This is a genomic window from Desulfosporosinus nitroreducens, assembly GCF_023897015.1.
Taxonomy (GTDB): domain Bacteria; phylum Bacillota; class Desulfitobacteriia; order Desulfitobacteriales; family Desulfitobacteriaceae; genus Desulfosporosinus; species Desulfosporosinus nitroreducens.
Genome location: NZ_JAMHFY010000015.1, coordinates 72,445 through 92,818, shown reverse-complemented (window position 1 = coordinate 92,818; position 20,374 = coordinate 72,445). Strand labels below are relative to the sequence as shown.

Sequence of the window (20,374 nt, the reverse complement as noted above, 5' to 3'; positions counted from 1 at the left end):
CCAATATAAACCCTGTACAATTTTAGAATTTAATTAGTAAAACAAGTAGCACCGTTCATTTGCTTCTCTTAATTTGCTTGTGATTTCTTACAGCAGCCGAACTATTCGTGTATAATTTTCTTGACACAAAAAAGAAGTGCAGCAATGCCACACTTCTGTAAAGCTCGAATTTCTGTATTGTTTCATTTCTGAACAATCTTCAGAATTGGTTTTGATCTATAAATATCTAGAAGATCTTGAGGAAGGCTCTTTACCATTAGTACTGGTATTGGAGACCTGTCTTGTAAAGAACTGGCTAAACTTCCAAAAATCAAACCCTTTATAGTTCTAAGTTCTCCGGTACCTATGACTATTAGCTCTATTGACTTCTTTCTTACATACTCGAGAAGTGCCTCTACCGTATCGGGAATATTCGGGTTACAATAGATTACCTGATGATGAACGTCCACTGCTCTGCTTTTAAATATATCCATAACATCCTGCATCCAGTCCAAGTTTTGATAGATTGGCCCAGAATTTAGCCAGTTATTTTCGCTTTCCATTGAGCCATTATTGCTTTCTTTTAACCTCACAACGGTTAAATGCATATTGGGTATATTTACCATCAGAATAGCTGAGTATATAACTCCAAAATAAGCAAACTGGGACTCATCCAAATAAAGAAGCACCTTAAACTTTGCTTCATTCATCTCTAGTACCCTGAAGACATCGCTAAGGCATTGTTGGAAAAAATATTGTACTGATTAAGATCAATTACTCCACTCATCCACAATTCTGAAATTACTTTATCTTTCTCTTCGTCTGAATTATTTCTAATCGGGCAAGTTATTTTAATGATAAACTCTTCTTCTGAAGGGTTGCCTCCTAACTCCCGAAACATTAGCGTGGCAATGTCAGTTGGTAAATCGCTTAATTCTTCTTGGCTAAATGGCACATCCGGTCTGATCTCCAAAGTAGCATGAAATGATCGTTTAAACATACCTTCTCTGATTATTGTACCTACACTTGTAACAAGAGTTGCTACAGGTCGTTTAGCCCTGACTCGATTATTATAGATTTCAAACTTAAAATTACGGTCAGCCTTAGATTGATACACTGGGACAACATTTAAAAACTTGCCTCTAGTAAACCTTACCCCATAATCAAGAGATTCCTCTCCCATAATTAACCCTCCTTCAAGATGGAGTGAACTGTTAACTGCAAATGAAAACGATTAAATTTCTTAGCGACCTTTCTAGGCAGCTTTTTATTATTTTCAAAACAAAAATACAAATAGTTTTAATTTTGCTATAAGTCTGTGCAAGTTTGAATTCTTTCCTCCTTCAAAATCCTGCATAAATACTTACAATAAAAGATTATCATTAGATTTAAATTACGTATATAGCAAAACAAAATGCCCATAATCAATTAATGCAATATCTAGAATTCGAATCCGTTATAATATCTTTAAAATTTGGGGAAACTGGGCCCATCTGGACATCTTGTTATAGGAGGAAAAGATGCATGGAAAACGCAAACGAATCTTTAGAATTCCTTTTAGAATTTGAAAAAAAGTACTGCAACTCAAAGTTAGCGAATTCTCAGATGATGTATTGGTATTACAAAATTTTAGGTGATAATTCATGGAAAACAGCTATTCCAGAAATCGACAACTGGGTTTATCACTATGAGCAATTCTTAAACCACGGTGGAGATCCTTACCAGTTGAAACAAGCAGGTACTTTTCTGGGACAGTACTTTTAAAGAAATAACAGACATCTTTATTTCATCCATATTTTTAAACTATTCTTGTTCTGAATAATCCTTTCAGATATCTTTGTTCCTGCATATTGAAAGTATTGCTCAGAGTCATAATGGTTGAAATAAACCGGTGTTTCTATGGACTTTTCATTAGGAACAACTCGACGAAGCAAGGGGATAAGATTGGTATGGTTCACATCGAAACTTTTAATTGATTTATCAAACTCACCTCTTAAAATCGAGGAGTTCCAATATTTAGGTCCTTTTTGAGGTTTAATCTCAAAGACCCGTCTCAAAAACTCAAATGGAAACCCACCAAAAGAAATCAGTATTTTGGGATTGTATTCAAGGATAATTTTCCTTAACGACTCTATTTCCGATGCAACCTCATTCCCCCACCAATTGAGAGAATTAGGAACTATTCCACAATCACCAACTACACTCCTAATATAAATATTATTAGTATCAATTCTAGAGTGTATTTCCCTATAAACTTTGTCCTGCATTTCATCTAAAACATGTCTCCAAATGTCGTTGATAACGGAAGGATATTTTGGATTTATTAAAAGCCAGATTGGATAGGTTATATCTCCAGAATCCCTTTCGACTAGAGGTATATATTTATCTCGTGCTAAGCCGACAACGAATCTCTCCTTTCTTATTTTGTTTACATTCGATCCGCCCAAAAGCGTTTTTAAGAACGTGACAACGAATTGCCAATGTTTAGTGGATATGCCAAGATCAATGATCCCGGCATATCCATTTTTAGATTACTACTTTAGTAGTGCAGGCATTCCAACTATAGGCCAATAGGTAAAGGTCATTATTACTAATAGGCCCATGATAACTGCACTGGCAGGGATACCGCTTACGAAGAATTCACCCGTAGTAAACTGCTTGGATTCATAAGCCATGGCATTAGGGGCCGCACCAATTAATAGTAAGAAAGGCATTCCGGCCATTGCTACTGCACCGTACATAACAAGCTCTGGGTTTACCCCTAAATACTGCGCCATAACAAGGGCAACTGGCAAGGTAATGGCTATAGCTGCTACATTCATAATGAAGTTCGTCATAAGCAACACTAGGAAACAAACTGCTAATAAGAACACCAACCAGTGTGCACCGGCGATCATTGCTAACCACTTAATAGCAATCCACTGAGCAGCTCCTGTTTGCCATAAGCAGAAACCAATACTCATAGCACCCGAAAACAGCAACACAATATTCCAAGGAATTTTCTTTTCTAAATCCTCTACTGTCAAGACATTAGAGAGGAAGAACAGTATTCCGGCGAGCAGTAATGGAACAGAGCGGTCCATGGTCTTTAAAGCCGGAATAACTGCTTGCAAAACGAGCATGACTAGAGCTAAGGCGACAACAACACTAACAAATATTTCCTTGCTGTTAATTGGTCCGAGTTTTGCATACTCTGATCTGGCCTTATTGCGCAGCCCAGGAATCTTGGTTTTTTCCGGTTTGTAAATGATCATTAACAATGCCCAAATGAGAAATACACTTGCCCAACCAAAGGGAGCCAAATGGATGGAAAAGTCAACAAAAGAGACTTCTTTACCTGTAAACTCTGTATAAAATCCTACAGCAGCTGGATTTCGAGCACCGCCCAAAAGAGTACAAATACTTCCAGCGCCAGCAGTGTAGGCCATTCCAATGAATAAAGCCTTACCAAACTTAGTAGGTTTGCCATCAGAGTTGTCTCCATTATACAGGGCTAAAATAGTCACTAAAATTGGAAACATAGTGGCTGCTACGGCTGTATGAGCCATTATATGGGTTAATAATGCCGTTACAATAAATACCCCTAATAATATCTTTCTTGTGTCTTCGCCCACCACATCTAACATCTTATAGGCTATCCTTTTTGTAATTCCTGACTTAGTAAAAGCTAACCCTATGAGCAGTGATCCCAGAATAAACATTACCGTGGGATCCATAAAATCCCGGAAAGCTTCCTTTGCCGGACGGATAAGGAATAAGGCTTGAGCGACCCCTATCATGAGACTGGTAACACCAATAGGAGTTACCTCGAACACCCACCAAATACTGGCTAAGAAAAACAGACCAATTGCTGCTTTCCCTTGTTGACTTAGTTCAAAGGATTTACCTGAAGGATCTACCGCAGGTCCAAACTGTGGAGCGTAAAAAAATATTAAAAATATACCAATTCCAAGCAAAATAAAGAAGATTCGTTTTGCATTATTACTGTTCATTAACCCACACCCTCTTTCATTTTTTAAGGTGCTTATTTATTCATGTTTTCGTTCATTAACAACCACCTACAAAAATTTTAAACGCTTCTCACATCATCCGGATTTTGTGTTATAATGATCCTACGATTAAATTTCTTAGCGGCCTTTAAGGCTGCTTTTTTTATTTTCTAAAACACTTTTAGCTATTCGACTTTCATACCTTGTTTTGTTCAATTCATCCCTCCCAATCACTAAAGGCCTATACATCCATAAAGGTTAGAAATTTCTTGAGCATTCTTATGATTATGATCAATCCTCCCTTCTTTTATGTGACTATACTCACAAGTAAAGAGTATCATTGTGATAGTATTGCGTCTATAGCAAATCAAAATACTCTTAATCGTTTTAACCTATTGCAAAACCGGGAGTTCGTCAGATATTACAACAGTAATTACCTGAACTTATTAATATCGATGATCCGTAGGGGCCGTAACGAAACTTGAGATTTTTTCAAGCTGGTGGTGCGTTATCCCAAAATAGAGGACTGTACACCTTTGAAGTGGTGAACAGTCCTCTAATATTAAGGGGATTACAAATAGAGCGGGGATGTAATAAACTGGAAAACAAGTTTCGTTACATCCCCTACAAGATAGGTGTCTCCTTCCAAACCTTCTCCTTCGCAATTAACAAGGGCTATAAATATACCCGTCTAAATCTTTCTTAATTAAACAAATCTATTACAAAAAATACTCCAAGGAGAAAACTAGTTTTCTCCTTGGAGTATTTTTTGAAGCAAGAGCAGCAATCCTTATCCCATGTCTAATAGGGCAAATCATCTTATATTGTAAGCAGGTTCGATTTCGGTATACTCACAGCCATAGTAGTTCCTTCAGCGGAAGTTTCCAAAACCCAAATCCTGCCCATGTGCATGTGAATAATTTGATAACTGATAGACAATCCTAACCCAGCACCATCATCCCTAGTCGTGTAAAACGGATCAAAAACACGTGAAAGATCGTTAGGCTCGATCCCAGTACCCGAATCGGTGAAAATTACTTCAATGGTCTCTTCCTTGACGATCGATTCAATGATCAGTTTACCTCCGCCCTCCATTGCTTGAATAGCATTAATAATTAAATTGACAAAAACCTGTTTCATCCTATCCATATCGATGTTTACTAAAGGAAGGTTTGGTTCAAATTTTTTCTCCAACTCAATTTTATTTTGCCGTAGCATCGGGAAGGTAAAGATAAGAACGGATTCCAGTAAATGGTTCAACTCAGTTGGACTAACGATTGGTTTACAAGGACGACCAAAGTCCAGCAACTCTTTAATAACAAGATTTCCTCGATCAACTTGCTCACAAATCACCTTCGTATATTCCCTCAACCCTTGTTGTGTTTTGAACTCTCCTTCCATAACTTGGACAGTGGCTTTAACAATCGCCAAGGGATTCCTCAACTCATGTGCTACCCCTGTAACAAGTCGACCCAATGCCACCAGTCTTTCCGACCGCCTCAATTCTTCTTCTAGTCGTTCCTTTTCCTTTAAGTTATCGGCCATGTTGTTAATGGCTTGGACAACTTCCCCGATTTCCCCAGGCATCGCAGGCAGCCTCTTTTCACTGTCTTCCTGCATACTCAAGATTCCATTTTTAATCACTTGCACCTCAGCGGCCAAGTTATGAATGACATAAAGAGCAGTTCCCAGGCCAAATATCAGTCCTAAAAGCGTCATGTATCGAGTGATCAGACTGAATTGCCTGCTCTGTGCAAATACCGGATGAACCTGTTCGTCTGCCCAGGCTATAGCGATCAGTTTTCCTTGTTGCATCACCGGCATTAAATATTCAAAGGCTTGGTTTCCTTGAGAACCTGCGATACGGGAAAGCGGCTCTTTAGTTGCATTAACAGCTACTAGTCCTGAGGAAGCTTCGTCTAAAATTCGATACTCTCTCGCCTTTATTTCCTCGGGCGTTTGAGGCCGATATTGATGGAGAAAACCATAGACGAACAGATCATTCGTTTCTGGAATGTACAAACCCAAGCGTACTCCCGGGTTCCCGTCTGACAATGGTTTGGCAATTATATCAAAGGCATTGGCGATTGTATTTATATCCTTCTTAGAGAGCAGGGAATTGTACTCTAGGTTCGAACGGTCCAAAACTTCAGTTAAACTCTGAACTGTGGCATTAACCATAGTCCCTAAACGCTCTTCCTTGGTTTTTAATAGCATTTCATCTTTGGCACCAGAAAAAAAGATATCATACGTCATCACTAGTATGGGGATCAGCAAAATGGCTGAAACAGTGAACATTATTTGAGAAGCGAAAGATTTATTTTTTAGTCTTAACAAGCAAACACTCCCTTAGTGTGAATTCAGACAATTCACTTGTGACTGTTCAAAAACAAACAGAAGCAGAATGCCTGGTAATAAAGAGCACGATAAGAAGCATTAGAAGTTCTTCAGGTGCATTCAAACTCTTAGTGTTTGCTCTACTGTAGATTCACATGTCTGAAAACATACAAAACTCAACTGGAAAACGAGTAAAATGGCTGGCACTATAATTGCAAGAGTAATTACTAAGTTACACTGAGAAAATGAAATGAAAGGTAAGTATGTATTGTATTTATGCAGGTATACCAACCAATGGTTCGCTGGGCTTTTAAATATATTTCATATTAGGAGGTAATTCTCATGACTACAAATCAATTCACTGCATGGGTTCAAGAATTGTTTGATACTTGCAATATTCATAATGAGATTGAAACGAGCAAGCTTATTGTGGAAGTAATGCGGAAATTCCGCACTCTAAATCAGGACAAAATCCAAGAGCAAGTAACAACAGAATGTGTTAGAAATTAGCTTATTAAAAGCCAAACCTCTTTCCCACATAATCAAAGCATAACATATGAGATTATTCAGTCTATAGCAAACCGAAACATTCATAATCAATATACTCTATGTAAAGCATAAATTTTCAATATTATTCACTGAAAGGCGGGATTCGTTTGCCAAGCTTAGTACTCGATAATTATTCAATTTCTGTTGATAGTATGATGAAAGAATCCGGAGATAGATCTTTTCCGATTTGGCTCTTAGTTAATCCCAAATATCCCACTGACGTTCTTAATATTTGGAATCCTATAATGTATGAAATTCAGGACAAAGTATATCGCAAACTTCATGCAAGAATTAATAGTAGAAATATTTATATTAAGAATGCAATAAGCAATATTGGAAGAGTCTCTCATACCTCAAGTGAGGCGGAAGTAAACAATAACATTACAATGCTAAAGAAAAGTGTCTTAGAATATCAGCCTAAACTTATAATTACTTTTGGAACCATTACAACTGAGTTTGTGAGGCGCGTCTTCGATGTTAGACCTGAAAAAGAGCCTAATCATTGGAGTACTAGTAACTTAGGATATGAATTTGAACGATCTATTGCAAACTTCGACATAACTCAAACAAATTGGATTCCCTTAAATCGTCGAACAATGAGGGCTACCACTAACATTAAGGATTGGGAAGAAGGCAAAGGTCACTATCAAGACGTTGCAACAAAGATGGCCGATCTGTTCATTGAAAACAAAGACAGTCTGGAAATATGGATTTGATAAGCGACACTTATCAGAGGACCAAACGATCAAAGGAAAGGATGATAAATTATGGATGCATTAAAATTTATTTGGGGGTTTTTGGCTTTCTTCGGTGATTGGCTCTGGCATGATGATCAAACATTATACAAATGCTAAATTGACTATGATCTATATTAAAGAAGACGATTCAAATTTTTTTCTTAAATTTGAGTCGTCTTTTTAATAAAACACTTGACTGCAGCCTGAATTCAGACAATACAATTGTAACTGTTTAAAAACAAACAGAAAGAGAATTCCTACTCTAAAGAGCAATAATTTAAGAAATTACAGGTTCTTCAGTTCTTTTGAATCCTAGTAATTGCTAGCTAACAGATTTATATGTCTAAAATAATACAAACATCTGGATGAATTGACGTAATATTGCTGGCATGATAATTGCATCAATAACTAAATGAGTGCACTAAGATAAATGGAAAGTGGTTTTTGGACGTCAGAAAATCGCCTTAAAACGCACCTTGTTTCACAAGACTTTTGTTGGGGGGGCAATAATTATGAACATTGTTAAATTTATCCCGATTATAGATACCTTAATCAATTATGATAAAAGAAATTTTAGATTTGATTTGATTGCTGCACTAACAGTTGCCGTAGTTGCTTTACCACAAACTATGGCTTATGCAATGATCGCAGGGGTTCACCCGGCATACGGCCTCTACTCCGGTATTGTGCTAACAATCATCGCATCATCCTTTGGAAGTTCCAATCAGTTAGCCACGGGGCCTACTAACGCTATCTGTCTCTTAATAGCATCCTACATGATACCCTTTGCTGGAAGCGAGAATTTTTTTGGCAACTTATTTCTTCTAACATTTTTAGTGGGAGCCATTCAGCTTACAATGGGTGTTCTGAGACTAGGCTCTCTAGTCAACTACGTTTCCCATGCAGTAATCGTTGGCTTTACCGCCGGGGCGGGTATTATCATCGCTATGGGGCAACTTAATAACTTAATGGGTATTACGCTGACAAATGGACACCTTTCAAGTATTGGCAAGGTTATAGCATGTTTTCAAAGTATTGATAAAATTAATTATCACGCCTTTAGTATCGGGATCTTTACTATGGCAGTAATAATAGTACTTAAAGGAATTAATAAAAATTTACCTGGAGCTCTATTAGGGGTTATTTTGTCAGTACTTTTAGTAATGATTTTGGGGTTGGAGAAATATGGAGTTAAGGTTGTAGGTCAAATACCTCAAGCCATCCCGCCTTTAAGTATACCTAATTTCACTCTCTCGGCTATCGGTGATTTGGGAACAGGGGCAGTTGTCATAGCTATAATTGGTCTGGTAGAAGCAGTATCGATCTCCAAGGCCATCGCGTCTAAAACACATCAAAAAATAGATCCAAATCAGGAATTTATAGGGCAGGGAATGGCTAATTTAGGAGGTTCATTTTTTAGCAGTATAGCAGGTTCCGGTTCCTTTACTCGTTCGGCTATTACTTATCAAAATGGGGGGAAAACTAGAGTAACCGGGGTACTGGTAGGTCTGATAATACTCATAGTTTTGGTTTTCTTTGCACCCTTTGCGAGGTATATTCCAAATGCGAGTTTAGCTGGGGTTATCATGCTGGTTGCCTACTCCATGATTGATAAAAAAGCATTAGCAAAAGTATTAACAACCAACCGCAATGATGCCGCGGTATTGCTTGTAACCATGTTGACTACCGTCTTCGCACCTCATTTAGAACAAGCAATATATGCAGGAGTTGCAATTTCATTATTACTCTATCTCAAAGATTCGGGTGTAGCAACTGTCAGAACCCTTGAACCGGTCAGGGGGAATGATGGGCAATTTGTAGAGCAAATCGGCAATGGGCAAGACACATCTATCTCAATTCTTCAACTAGAAGGAAATTTATATTTTGGTTCCTCGGCCGATCTAGACAAGAAGTTGAGTGACTCTTACTCCAACTCTAAGGTCTTCCTTATTCGTTTCAAAAGTGTATTAATAATCGATATTACTGCATTGGAAGTTATCGAGGGATTTATTAACCGTGCTTTAGAGGAAGAAAAGAGAGTTATTCTATCTGGAGTTACACCTAAAATATTACGTATGTTAGATAAAATGCATATTGTCAATCATGTCGGGCAAGAGAATATCTTCATGGAAGACGATGAGGTATTTGCCACATCCGGGAAGGCGCTGGACGAAGCAAGTTCGTTTGTCCGGAACGTAAGTTATAAGACCGAAAAGAGATCTGCTCAAGCATATTAAGACGTTTTGTATATTAACTGTGTGAGGTAATCAAACATTCCCCCTCAAAGATAGTTTATCTCTAAGGGGGAATGTTTGAAATAACGAATTATTAATAATACTCTCCTCGCTTCGTACATAATTGAATGACATGAAAGCGAAACAAAGAACCCATCATACAGCAGCAGTTGCCATCATTCTCCTAAATGTGAATAAACGCCCACGTTTTTCAGCCGGCTCATGACGGCATTGATAATTTTCGCACCGGGTTGGGATAATCGAAATGTCTGTAAGGATCATATAGTCTATCTCTTTGGGTGACAATTCTTGAATATCAGCTTCCGATTTTTTAATTACTTCCTGAATTATCTTGTTAAGATTAGAGCGAATATGGCATGATTCCTTATTAATACATCGGCTACACTTAGAGGTATTGTTCATGATATTATCCCTCCCTAAGATATAACTCGTTAACGTACAATTTTCTGCAAAGCAGCTTTAAATTACTTATTAGAATACCGTGATTCGTTATAACCTTACTTGGTACTTTTGAGCCCTATATAGAAGCGCCGACCGAGTAAGGCCTAAAAGTTGAGCCGCTTTAGTTTGATTTCCCCTACTTTTCTCAAGAGCCTTAAGAATCAGTTCTCTTTCAACCTCATCAAAGGATATCCCCTTGTCTGGGAAATTTAGAATCAAACCTTTATCCAACTCGTTTTTTCTTAAATCAGCTTTTTGAATTTCCTTTGGTAAATGCTGCACCTTAATCTCATTCCCCTGAGATAGGATAACAGACCTTTCAATGACGTTTTGCAACTCACGGATGTTCCCAGGCCACTCATAGTTCATTAATAATCCCATCGCATCTGAAGAGATCATTTGTTCCTGAGCAGGGTTAAATTTTTGAAGAAAGTGCATAGTCAATAGGGATATATCTTCTGATCTTTGTCTTAAGGGGGGAATGTGAATCGGCAATACATTTAATCGGTAGTACAGATCCTCCCGAAAAGTGCCTTGTTTAACACAGTCTAAAGGGTCCCGATTAGTTGCTGCTATAACCCTTACATCTATTTTTATGCTTTCTGTTCCTCCGACCCTTTCAAACTGTCTTTCCTGAAGAACTCTTAGCAGTTTTACTTGCATAGACAGAGGCATTTCAGTAACCTCATCTAAGAATAGCGTTCCTTTATCAGCTAATTCAAAGCGGCCTAATTTTCTGACTACAGCACCAGTAAAGGCTCCCTTTTCATGTCCAAACAATTCACTCTCCAGTAACGACTCAGGCAGTGCTGCACAGTTAATAGGCACATAGGATTTTTCCCTGCGATAGCTTAGATTGTGAATCGAAAGCGCAGTTACCTCTTTGCCAGTCCCGCTTTCTCCTGTAATAAATACAGTAGCATTACTGTCAGCGACCCTTTCTACAAGAGTGTTAACTTCTTGAATAGCAGGACTGTTGCCAAGAATTCTAGGGTGTTTTTTGTTCAGTTCAGAGCGTAAAAATACAACTTCTTCCCTTAGATGGCTTACCATTAAGGCCTTTTTCACAACTATCTTGAGTTCGTCTAGGTCAAAAGGTTTGGCAATATAGTCAATTGCCCCAAGCTTCATAGCTTCGATAGCAGTGTCTATTGAACCGTGAGCAGTTATCATAATTACCGGAAGCTTTGGGATGAGGTCTTTAGCCTTAACCAATACCTCTAGCCCATCCATTTCGGGCATTTTGAGATCAAGTATGACCAAGGAAGGTGTTTCATTCTGAATTAGTTCCAGGCCTTCTTTCCCCCGCGTGGAGGTTATCACCTGATATCCTTCCTGACGGAGGCCTTTCTCAAGAGCCCAACATAGATGCTCTTCATCATCGATGATAAGGATCTTATTCAAGAAAAACACCTCCTTTAATTAACTTAAAATGAGTTACAAATTCTAACTGACCTTTTAACGTCCACACATTGATTCCGGTGGTTTGAATAAAATTCCTTTACTCTGCTTTTTGCTATTGAGGTTTACTTAATCCAAATATCCAGATAATCCTTATTTGCAATTATCTTTTCAGCAATTTTTGAGCCAACGTGTTGAAAGTAAGTCTCCCTATCTGTCTGGGACAAAAAATTGCTTGTTTCTATGAACTTATCAGTAGCAATGACCCTGCGCAATAAAGGAATTCTGTTAGTTTTATTTATATCAAAATTATTCATTGAATTTTCAAATTCATCTTTTAGAATAGATGAGCTCCAAGCCTTAGGTCCTTTTTCTGGTTTGACTTCGTAGACGCGCCTGGCAAATTCAAATGGAAATGCACCAAAAGAAATTAGCATTTTTGGTTTGTGAATATGAGCAATCTCTCTGTAAAACTCGATCTCTTTTGCTACTTCCTTACCCCACCAATTTAGAGTATTAGGAACTATTCCTCCATCGCTTACAGCACTCCTGATATAAATATTCGAGGTATCTATTCTTGTATGCAATTCCCTGAATACTCTGTCCTGGATCTCGTCTAATACTGGTCTCCAGATGTCATGGCGAACTGCAGGGTATTTTGGATTGATTAACAGCCATATAGGATAAGCTCTTTCTCCTAATTCTCTTTTCGTATTCTCACCATCAGACTGAGAGTCATTTAAAGTAAAGCAGGACAAATCAACCCCCACCTTTCATTTTCTGTGTTGCCACAGCCAGCGAAAGAATTCGCTCCCTGTTTTGTAAGGTTCACTGAGAATGCTCGTAAATTTTCACTGTTTAGATTTTAATACTACGATCAAATTTCTTAGCGGCCTTTCAAGGCGGCTTTATAATTATATCGTAAGAGGAGGTAACATTGATGAGCGAGCTATTAAGAACTAAATTATCCCAACTCCTTTCTCTAATTGTGTTTTTTCTCACAATTAGAGATTATCATTATGACACAATCGTGTCTAGTGGAAAACAATATGCTCATAATTAATATACTTAATATCAAGCATATAATTATTTATCATTCAACCTTGTACCGCAAAAAATTGACCTACAAGTATCAATAACCTGAAAGTAAATATGACTTGAAGCATTTGTGTATTTTTCAAAACCAGCTTATTTCCTGAAAAATATCTCTTTAACTCCCTCTGACCACCGTTAAATTGTGTCTATTTACAATGTTTAGATATAAATCTCCTTGTGCCGTAATTACAAATAATCATTATGTTCGTTTTATCCACTCCAAAACTATTTCTTCATAATCCATTTATATTATTATGGTTATATGGTATTTTTGAGAAAATTAAAAGCCCCGACGTTATGCTTATCATTCGGGGCTAAAATTTCATTGAATTATAAACAAGACTCTATAGGTTTAGTCCATCCATATCTTAAGACTTTCTTTATTCTCAATAATCTTATCCGCTATCTTTGTTCCAACATAATGAAAGTAATTCTCGGAATAACTGGGATCTTCTATAAACTTATCACTTGAAACTACTCTTCGTAGTAATGGAACTATATTGGTTTTATTTATATCGAAATTTTCCATTGATTTTCCGAATTCATCCCCTAAGTTAGTTGTTCCCCAAGACTTAGGTCCTTTTTCAGGTTTTATCTCGTAAACACGTCTTACAAATTCAAACGGAAAGGCCCCAAAGGAAATAAGAACCTTTGGTTCATGCTCAAGAGCAATATCTCTAAACTGTTGTATCTCGGCAGCTACTTTAGGATCCCACCAATTTAGAGTATTGGGAACTATTCTACTATCATTAACAGCGCTCCTAATATATATCTTTGAGGCATCTATCCTTGTACGCAGTTCTCTATATACTCTGTCCTGTATTTCTGCTAATACGGGTGTCCAAATATAGTGACGAACACCAGGATGTTTCGGATTAAATAATAGCCAAATTGGATTGGTTCTTTCACCTGACTCCCTCTTCATCTTATCGACCAAAGGCATATCTTCATTAAGTGTTATACCGGACAACCCCATCCCACCTTTCTGTTTGAAGGATTACTACAACATACGAAACGTCTCATGAATGTGATTGCTAGGCAACTATTATATAAACAGGTTACATTGTCTACACTTTCAAATTTCGTAATTTAAATATATTATTCACTAAAACTTTGTTTCTAAATCGATGGCTTTAAATTAAATATGTGAATGATATAATAACTAAGATGGATTAAGCAGATTTGTTTATAAAACCTATAAAGCCCCGCTGAGACAATTTCTCTGCGGGGCCAATTGTTTTGCGGACAGACTAATCACAAGACGAATTTGCACACACAAAGCTAATTCTTACAATTGATAAATACACTTTAGACAGCAAAATCAGGTGTCTGAGCAATAGCTGTCAATAAAGTCTTGAGGTAACTTCTTAATCAGTAACACAGGTATGGGAGATCTGTTAAGGACGTTGTGCGCAATACAACCAAAAATTAATCCTTTTAACGTAGTAAGTCCTCGTGTACCCATTATAATTAATTTAAAATGTTTCTTTTCTGCATACTCGAGGAGAGCGTCTACAGTATCTGTAATACTCGGATTACAGTATATTACATGGTGATTGACGTCCTTGACTCTGTCTGTAAATATTCCATCAGTCGTAGTTAGTATATCATTGTACAGATTTCTAACATTCGTATCAGATTCAATAACGCGTTTCATCCATTCCGAGGTAGGACTGACTGGCCAAGTATCAATCCAACTATACTCTACCCCCATCGAACCTTCATCACTTTCTTGAACCTGTACAATAGTTAATTGCATATTCGGCATTTTTTTTAGTAGGTTGGCAGAATAAACAGCCGCAGAAAAAGCCTGTTGAGACCCATCAGAATAAAGAAGTACATTAAACTTTGAATCACTCATGCCAAAAACCTCCTTCACTATTTACACTGCTTCCTATTTATAAGGAAGCGGTGTTCTTATTTATAACACTTGGGCCTGCATTAGCAGCAGTTTCGGATTCCAGCAGAGTACACGCAACAGATTTATCTTTATCATCACTAACTTCACAACTTAAAACAGTTCTTGCTCTTTCTAAGGCATTGGTTGAAGAGGCAAAAATTTCATTCTCAGACATAAAGATGTTGTCTTCTCCTATATCTGAAGTAACATTCGAATTCGTCAGTAATGAATTGAATTCCGATTTTACACCACTAAAGATAATAATTCCTCCGGATTCTTTGACAGTTCTAATAAATACCTTCAAAGCGCCTAAGGCCGTCAAATCTATTGTTGCAACATACTTCATCCTGAGGATAAAGACCTTAGATTTATCAACTAAGTCATCCAGCTTGGTCTGAAGGTCTTCCGCCGAGCCAAAGAAGAGATTTCCTTCCGGCTGAATAATTACAATATCAATTTTTTCCTTAAGAGCCCTTACTTCTTTTTCAATGATGTGTCCATTTTTCTCTTGCGATGGAACGAGTATTTTCAACGGAGCCTTGTTAGTATCTTTCAGGTACAAAGCGATGGATAGTGCTATGCCCGTATATATTGCAACGTCAAGATGAGGCATCAGGATTGTTGCGATACAGGTTGCCCACATTGCAAGGGAATCAGACTTGAATCTGCCTGCTTTGACTATATGCTTTATTTCCTTTTTATCCACCATGTTATAGGCGATAACTAAAATCACTCCTGCGAGACATGGATTGGGAATAAACTGGGCAAATCGAGCAAAAAACACAAGGACTATGGCTACTATCACACCTGACAGCATCCCCGCGATTCTGGTAACTGCACCACTTTGGTAATTGATCGCAGAACGTGTGAATGAACCTGAACCAGCAAAGCACTGAAAGAATGAAGCGCCGGCGTTTGCTAAACCTTGTGCTATAAATTCTTGGTTGGCATCAATTTTCTGTCGTGAGGTAGTCGCTATGGATTTAGCAATTGCTATGGCTTCAACTAATCCGATAATGGCTATTGCTATTGCCCCACCGAAAAGATTCTGCATAGCAGTAATGTCGAATTGTATCATTTTGAATGGTGGCAATGAAGATGGAATAACGCCAGTTAGTTTTACACCCTTCTGATCTAAAGCAAAAATAACAATAAAAATAATTGGGATTACAATTCCGATTAAAGCACCAGGGAGTTTCTTATTGATCTTTTTACAAATTATAATAATCGCCATCGTCATAACCCCAAGTCCAAGGGCATATAAATTGGTTTCACTTAGGTGAGTCATAACATAATAAAATTTTTGAATGGTTGACATATGAGCTGAATCTTTAATGGATATACTTAACAGTGTGCTCAGTTGGCCGAGTCCAATTAATACACCCGCACCAGCTGTAAAACCGATAACTACAGAATGAGACACAAAATTGATTACTTTACCCAGTTTAATGACACCAAAAAGTATCTGTAAGATACCCACCATAAAAGTCATCAAAAAAAGCATTTGATAGACGTTTTCCTGTCCCATATAGCTGCCCAGGCTGCCTGCCACAAGCAGCGCAATTGCATTAGTCGGTCCAGCAATGATGTGATTAGAGCTTCCAAAAGCTGAAGCAATAATAGTCGATACGATAGCCGTATACAGACCGTAAACTGGATTAACACCCGCAATCAATGCATAGGCCATAGACTGTGGAATAACTACTACGGCTACTGTCAAAGCAGCAACTAAATCCTTACTAAAATATTCCTTTTTGTAGTTTCCAATCGTTCCAATTAAAGGAATATATTTAAATCGTGTTAAGTACAAGTGAATTCCACCTTTCAGTACGAATATTTTCCACCTGATCCACATAACTTTTGAATACTTTCATCATCCATATATCTTTTAATTATTATTCGAATTCTTAATACCAAAGATTTTTTAGGGGATAAAAAATACCCTCCATCCTCTCTTGAAAGGGTGTATCTAATTTAATCAACCATTTTATTTAATGAAGATATCATAAGAGCACAAACACTATTAAAGATATGATCGAAATTATTAGATAATTGCAAAAGATTTTTTTCACTAATTACCAAAAAATCTACTTTTTTCTTAATATAACGGCCATCCCACCTTGATTATTTAGACCCCTGCGTTCCGTGAAGTCCTTGTGGGAGTGAGCCCTTACATTCCACCTCCAGTGCACCAATTTCATATATTTACATACCTATTTTAATGCCTGTATGGATGAAGTATAGATAAACGTAATATTTTGCACAAGCTATTCTGCTATTAACTCATAACTATCTATCAAGAGTAGATTAGCATTGATAGTATATCAAGTCAATATTACCGCAATCAGTATATCCTATTGCAATCCATATATTGATTGTAAACTTTATAACGCCAAAAAATGGCAAACATCTAACGCAAGATATTATGTCATCGCGTTTATGTGTCGCCATTTTTAATGTAGAAAGATATTTATTTTTCACCAGTTTTTACCCATTGATGGATTCAAGGTACACCGAAAAACCAATTATCTCATTTATAAATTAAGGTTTGTAGCGTGCCACCTCCAACAATGGCTCATCCGGTGTAATATTCATGGACTTTAATACCCCCTGAGGTCATCGCACTATCTAAGCAAATGGGGGGTGGTATGCTGGGAATTAGTTATCTGTATCGTCATTTATTTATCGACGCTTTTAATCCCATTTTTTATATTGCTGGATATCTGCTCCATAAACTCCTGGAACCTTGTGTTAGCCTCGTTCGAAGACAACACTTGACGATTACGTATACATGTTTGTTCTAATTCTTTTAGTTCTTCCTGTTCTGCTTCAGTTAACACAATACCGGCCATCATCTTACCACGATGTTCTTGCTTCATTTTTTGCAGATCTTCTACTAACTTTCGTGCTTCACCATTTTGAAAAAGATCATACTCAGCCTTCTTAAATTCCTTGTACACATCTGTTTGAGCAATGGCTTTACCTAGTTCGATGCTCTTTTGCATAAGTTCTTCTACTTGATCCATATCATATTTCCTCCTTTAAATTAGTTCAACAAAGTAAGTTCTTAGCTTATAAATTATAACTGATTACCACAAAATCTTAAAGGAAGAATTTAGATTTGTGCTAAATAAATGGGGGATGAATACAAATTCCGAGATATTACGAAAATTTGCACCCATCCCCTCTTGTAATCAGTTTTGGAATAGATCATAATTTAAGATCTGATCTATTATACCAACTGACCTAATTTAGTCTTACTCAACGCCAAACATATCGATAACTGGCTTTTTGAAGACTGACCATTCGTTTGTGTTAGGATCCCACTTCATGTTAACAAAGCAGTGCCAGTTCTCTTCGTCAAGGGTTGGCTTATCTGTTCTGAAGTAGTATCCAGGCCAACGAGTTTCTTCACGGAAGGTTACGGCGCGAAGGTGAGATTCAGCTTGCCATAATCTGTGTTTATTTTCCCAAGCTCTCAACAGTTCATAAAGATCTCTAGCGGCTAGTTTTTGGGAGTCCTCTTTAAGGAACTCGAATAATTCAGCTGCGCGAGTCAGAGAAGCTTCGTTCATGTTGAAGAATACGTTAGCTCCGCCAACATACTCGTCCATGAGCTTTTGTAAGCGATACATGAACTGTTTAGGCATAATGTAGTTAGGGTTAACTTCAGGATCTGTGCTGAAGCCACTGTGTGCTTCGAAGATTTCGAGAGGTTTAACGATCTCTGCTTTAACAGCTTCAATAACTGCAGGATCTGCTTCAGTCAGAGTGTTATTCTCTAAGATATATTTGATAGCTGATTTAGCTGCGATACGACCTTCAGCATGAGTTCCTGAGGAGAACTTGTGTGGGCAAGCTCCGGTAGCGTCTCCAGCAGCGAAGAGTGCAGGTACTGTGGTCATTTGAGCATAACCCCAGAAATAGTCTGTTCCAGCGGAAAGGTCTTCTGGTCCAGATACCCAAGCGCCTGATGATCCAGAGTGAGAACTGATGAAGTATGGCTCTGTAGCAGCGATTTCAGAAGATCTAACTTCTGGCTCGACATTGGTAGCAGCCCATAGTAAAGCTTGAGCAATTGTCATATCGAGGAAATCTTCCCATGCTTCATTCTCGAGCTCTTTCATCTTTTTCTTGAAGGCTTTAGCATCGTCTTCATATTTTTTGGCAAGGTTAGCGATAGCTTCCTCTGTACGCATGTAGAGAGGTCCTTTACCTTCTTTGATGTCTAACAAGCCAAGGTGGTTACGCAGATTGGCTGGGATCGGCTTAGCTGATCCGTATTTGCCCCAGTTTTTCAGTTCATCAGCACGGGTTTCCATATAGTTTTCGCCCAATGCATTGGTTGCGCGAGATTTGAAGAGTAAGAACCAAGCTCCAACCGGACCATAAGCATCTTTAAAACGGATTGGCACGAAACGAACTTCTTGACAGGTCATTTCTGCTCCGGCCTTCATGGTGAAGTATGCGGAAGAACCTGTGGAGAACGGAGGGTACCAAGAACGGCCAGCGCCTTCACCAGTGGATTTAGGTTTGAATACTCCAACAGTACCACCCATAGCACATAAAGTAGCTTTAGCTTTGAAGACATAGATTTTGTTCTCACGAACACTGAATCCTACAGCTCCTACGCATTTGCCATCTTTCAACAGTGGCTCAGTGATGAAAACTCTCTCATAGATATTCTCTTCACCCAAAGCATTCTTTGCGGCTTCAGCAACGATGACTTTATAAGATTCACCGCTGATCATAAGTTGCCATTTACCCTCGTGTACATATCCGCCATTCTCATCTTTCCATAAAGGAAGGCCCCATTTTTCGAACATATGAACGGAGCTGTCAACGTGACGGGCAATGTTAGCGACTAAGTCGTCACGGGCTACCCCCATCATGTCAGTTTTTACGTATCTGACATAGTCTTGAACAGTGTTATTGCCTTCAGCAAGTCCCACATATAAGTTAATAGCGGACAATCCCATTCCAACTGCACCGGAACGTGGCATTGATGCCTTGTCAACTAAGGTTACTTTAAGTCCATGTTTTTTGCCCCAATAGGCTGCTTCAACAGCTGCACCACAGGACCCCATTCCGCCTCCAATGATGAGAAGGTCGGTTGTTACTTCTACTGTTTCAAAGTTCATTGGCATTGATTTAAACCTCCCTATTTATTCCCTTATTAATAAGAGCTTACTTTTTATAAGTCCATACTGGCATATGCATTGAAGCAGGTTCGGTATACAGTTCGTGGCTGTTGATGTCAGTGGTAATTTCATAACCGGCATCTGGAACAGCTGATCCTTCTTCGGTTGTACGAATAGGGAATTTGAAGCGTTTGGTCATGCCGTTACGGAATTTAACAGTCCACATGATGCTGTCAGAGCTACGAAGAGGTGTAACTGAAGCACCTAGTGGAACAAAGTCAGCATAGCCGCGGACGTCCATTGCTTGTTGAGGACAAGCCTTAACACAGCAGAGACACTCCCAGCATTGGCTAGGATCCAGGTTTGTAGCCTTCATTACATCTTTGTTTAACATCATCAGGTCATTTGGGCATGCATACATGCAAGCTGTTTTGTCTTGCCCTTTACATCCGTCACATTTTTCTGCAATTACAAAACTTGGCATTCGTTTAACCTCCATCATTCATATATTTTTTGAAACTAAACAAGAGAATATATTCTCTTGTTTAGT

The 20,374-nt window shown here is 38.1% G+C and carries 18 protein-coding genes; 4 read left to right on the top strand and 14 right to left on the bottom strand.

Annotated elements, in window-relative coordinates; all coding sequences use genetic code 11:
- Window positions 1-182 precede the first annotated feature (182 nt).
- Together M8E35_RS16465 and M8E35_RS16460 are read right to left on the bottom strand one after the other, a co-directional pair.
- A complete protein-coding gene (locus M8E35_RS16465; protein WP_252470315.1) occupies window positions 183-689 on the bottom strand; it encodes a universal stress protein in 507 nt (168 codons plus the stop codon).
- Between the two features lie 2 nt (window positions 690-691).
- Complete coding sequence (locus M8E35_RS16460) at window positions 692-1,162, bottom strand: hypothetical protein (RefSeq protein WP_252470314.1); 471 nt, start codon at window positions 1,160-1,162, stop codon at window positions 692-694.
- A gap of 341 nt (window positions 1,163-1,503) precedes the next feature.
- Between M8E35_RS16460 and M8E35_RS16455 the strand changes: the two genes are divergently transcribed.
- Window positions 1,504-1,743, top strand: coding sequence for a hypothetical protein (locus M8E35_RS16455; RefSeq protein WP_252470313.1), 240 nt, complete (start codon window positions 1,504-1,506; stop codon window positions 1,741-1,743).
- A 17-nt stretch (window positions 1,744-1,760) separates the two neighbouring features.
- Here the strand turns inward: M8E35_RS16455 and M8E35_RS16450 are convergent, their stop codons facing one another.
- From M8E35_RS16450 to M8E35_RS16440, 3 genes are all read right to left on the bottom strand, one after another.
- Window positions 1,761-2,426 (bottom strand): hypothetical protein, encoded by a 666-nt coding sequence (locus M8E35_RS16450; protein WP_289710876.1) that lies wholly within the window; start codon window positions 2,424-2,426, stop codon window positions 1,761-1,763.
- 87 nt (window positions 2,427-2,513) lie between these two features.
- The gene (locus M8E35_RS16445; RefSeq protein WP_252470311.1) at window positions 2,514-3,971 is read right to left on the bottom strand and encodes an SLC13 family permease; all 1,458 of its coding nucleotides are present in this window, start codon (window positions 3,969-3,971) and stop codon (window positions 2,514-2,516) included.
- Between the two features lie 816 nt (window positions 3,972-4,787).
- Complete coding sequence (locus M8E35_RS16440; RefSeq protein WP_252470309.1) at window positions 4,788-6,305, bottom strand: ATP-binding protein; 1,518 nt, start codon at window positions 6,303-6,305, stop codon at window positions 4,788-4,790.
- Between the two features lie 342 nt (window positions 6,306-6,647).
- Here M8E35_RS16440 and M8E35_RS16435 point away from each other — a divergent pair, with 342 nt between their 5' ends.
- The 3 genes from M8E35_RS16435 (at window position 6,648) to M8E35_RS16425 (ending at window position 9,828) form a co-directional block, all read left to right on the top strand.
- A complete protein-coding gene (locus tag M8E35_RS16435) occupies window positions 6,648-6,815 on the top strand; it encodes a hypothetical protein (protein ID WP_252470307.1) in 168 nt (55 codons plus the stop codon).
- 146 nt (window positions 6,816-6,961) lie between these two features.
- Window positions 6,962-7,570: a hypothetical protein gene (locus tag M8E35_RS16430; protein WP_252470305.1), complete on the top strand. Its 609-nt coding sequence runs from the start codon at window positions 6,962-6,964 to the stop codon at window positions 7,568-7,570.
- A gap of 533 nt (window positions 7,571-8,103) precedes the next feature.
- Window positions 8,104-9,828: a SulP family inorganic anion transporter gene (locus M8E35_RS16425; RefSeq protein WP_252470304.1), complete on the top strand. Its 1,725-nt coding sequence runs from the start codon at window positions 8,104-8,106 to the stop codon at window positions 9,826-9,828.
- 153 nt (window positions 9,829-9,981) lie between these two features.
- Here the strand turns inward: M8E35_RS16425 and M8E35_RS16420 are convergent, their stop codons facing one another.
- From M8E35_RS16420 to aprB, 9 genes are all read right to left on the bottom strand, one after another.
- Window positions 9,982-10,248: a hypothetical protein gene (locus tag M8E35_RS16420; protein WP_252470302.1), complete on the bottom strand. Its 267-nt coding sequence runs from the start codon at window positions 10,246-10,248 to the stop codon at window positions 9,982-9,984.
- Between the two features lie 87 nt (window positions 10,249-10,335).
- Window positions 10,336-11,691, bottom strand: a complete 1,356-nt coding sequence (locus tag M8E35_RS16415; RefSeq protein WP_252470300.1) for a sigma-54-dependent transcriptional regulator — start codon at window positions 11,689-11,691, stop codon at window positions 10,336-10,338.
- Between the two features lie 122 nt (window positions 11,692-11,813).
- Window positions 11,814-12,446, bottom strand: coding sequence for a hypothetical protein (locus M8E35_RS16410; RefSeq protein ID WP_252470298.1), 633 nt, complete (start codon window positions 12,444-12,446; stop codon window positions 11,814-11,816).
- A 689-nt stretch (window positions 12,447-13,135) separates the two neighbouring features.
- Complete coding sequence (locus M8E35_RS16405) at window positions 13,136-13,753, bottom strand: hypothetical protein (RefSeq protein ID WP_252470296.1); 618 nt, start codon at window positions 13,751-13,753, stop codon at window positions 13,136-13,138.
- Between the two features lie 351 nt (window positions 13,754-14,104).
- Window positions 14,105-14,644, bottom strand: a complete 540-nt coding sequence (locus M8E35_RS16400) for a universal stress protein (protein WP_252470294.1) — start codon at window positions 14,642-14,644, stop codon at window positions 14,105-14,107.
- 37 nt (window positions 14,645-14,681) lie between these two features.
- Window positions 14,682-16,493 (bottom strand): SulP family inorganic anion transporter, encoded by a 1,812-nt coding sequence (locus M8E35_RS16395; RefSeq protein WP_252470293.1) that lies wholly within the window; start codon window positions 16,491-16,493, stop codon window positions 14,682-14,684.
- A gap of 868 nt (window positions 16,494-17,361) precedes the next feature.
- Window positions 17,362-17,709 (bottom strand): YlbF/YmcA family competence regulator, encoded by a 348-nt coding sequence (locus M8E35_RS16390; protein WP_073031602.1) that lies wholly within the window; start codon window positions 17,707-17,709, stop codon window positions 17,362-17,364.
- Between the two features lie 231 nt (window positions 17,710-17,940).
- A complete protein-coding gene (gene aprA / locus M8E35_RS16385) occupies window positions 17,941-19,830 on the bottom strand; it encodes an adenylyl-sulfate reductase subunit alpha (RefSeq protein WP_252470292.1) in 1,890 nt (629 codons plus the stop codon).
- Window positions 19,831-19,870: 40 nt separating this feature from the next.
- Window positions 19,871-20,308, bottom strand: a complete 438-nt coding sequence (gene aprB, locus M8E35_RS16380) for an adenylyl-sulfate reductase subunit beta (RefSeq protein WP_073031598.1) — start codon at window positions 20,306-20,308, stop codon at window positions 19,871-19,873.
- Window positions 20,309-20,374 lie beyond the last annotated feature (66 nt).

What these genes read in the sequence shown, in the direction of transcription:
- M8E35_RS16460 (WP_252470314.1), bottom strand. Translation starts at nt 1,162, where the DNA reads ATGGGAGAGGAATCTCTTGATTATGGGGTAAGGTTTACTAGAGGCAAG.
- aprA (WP_252470292.1), bottom strand. Translation starts at nt 19,830, where the DNA reads ATGCCAATGAACTTTGAAACAGTAGAAGTAACAACCGACCTTCTCATC.
- M8E35_RS16400 (WP_252470294.1), bottom strand. Translation starts at nt 14,644, where the DNA reads ATGAGTGATTCAAAGTTTAATGTACTTCTTTATTCTGATGGGTCTCAA.
- M8E35_RS16445 (WP_252470311.1), bottom strand. Translation starts at nt 3,971, where the DNA reads ATGAACAGTAATAATGCAAAACGAATCTTCTTTATTTTGCTTGGAATT.
- M8E35_RS16435 (WP_252470307.1), top strand. Translation starts at nt 6,648, where the DNA reads ATGACTACAAATCAATTCACTGCATGGGTTCAAGAATTGTTTGATACT.
- aprB (WP_073031598.1), bottom strand. Translation starts at nt 20,308, where the DNA reads ATGCCAAGTTTTGTAATTGCAGAAAAATGTGACGGATGTAAAGGGCAA.
- M8E35_RS16465 (WP_252470315.1), bottom strand. Translation starts at nt 689, where the DNA reads ATGAATGAAGCAAAGTTTAAGGTGCTTCTTTATTTGGATGAGTCCCAG.
- M8E35_RS16425 (WP_252470304.1), top strand. Translation starts at nt 8,104, where the DNA reads ATGAACATTGTTAAATTTATCCCGATTATAGATACCTTAATCAATTAT.
- M8E35_RS16420 (WP_252470302.1), bottom strand. Translation starts at nt 10,248, where the DNA reads ATGAACAATACCTCTAAGTGTAGCCGATGTATTAATAAGGAATCATGC.
- M8E35_RS16455 (WP_252470313.1), top strand. Translation starts at nt 1,504, where the DNA reads ATGGAAAACGCAAACGAATCTTTAGAATTCCTTTTAGAATTTGAAAAA.
- M8E35_RS16390 (WP_073031602.1), bottom strand. Translation starts at nt 17,709, where the DNA reads ATGGATCAAGTAGAAGAACTTATGCAAAAGAGCATCGAACTAGGTAAA.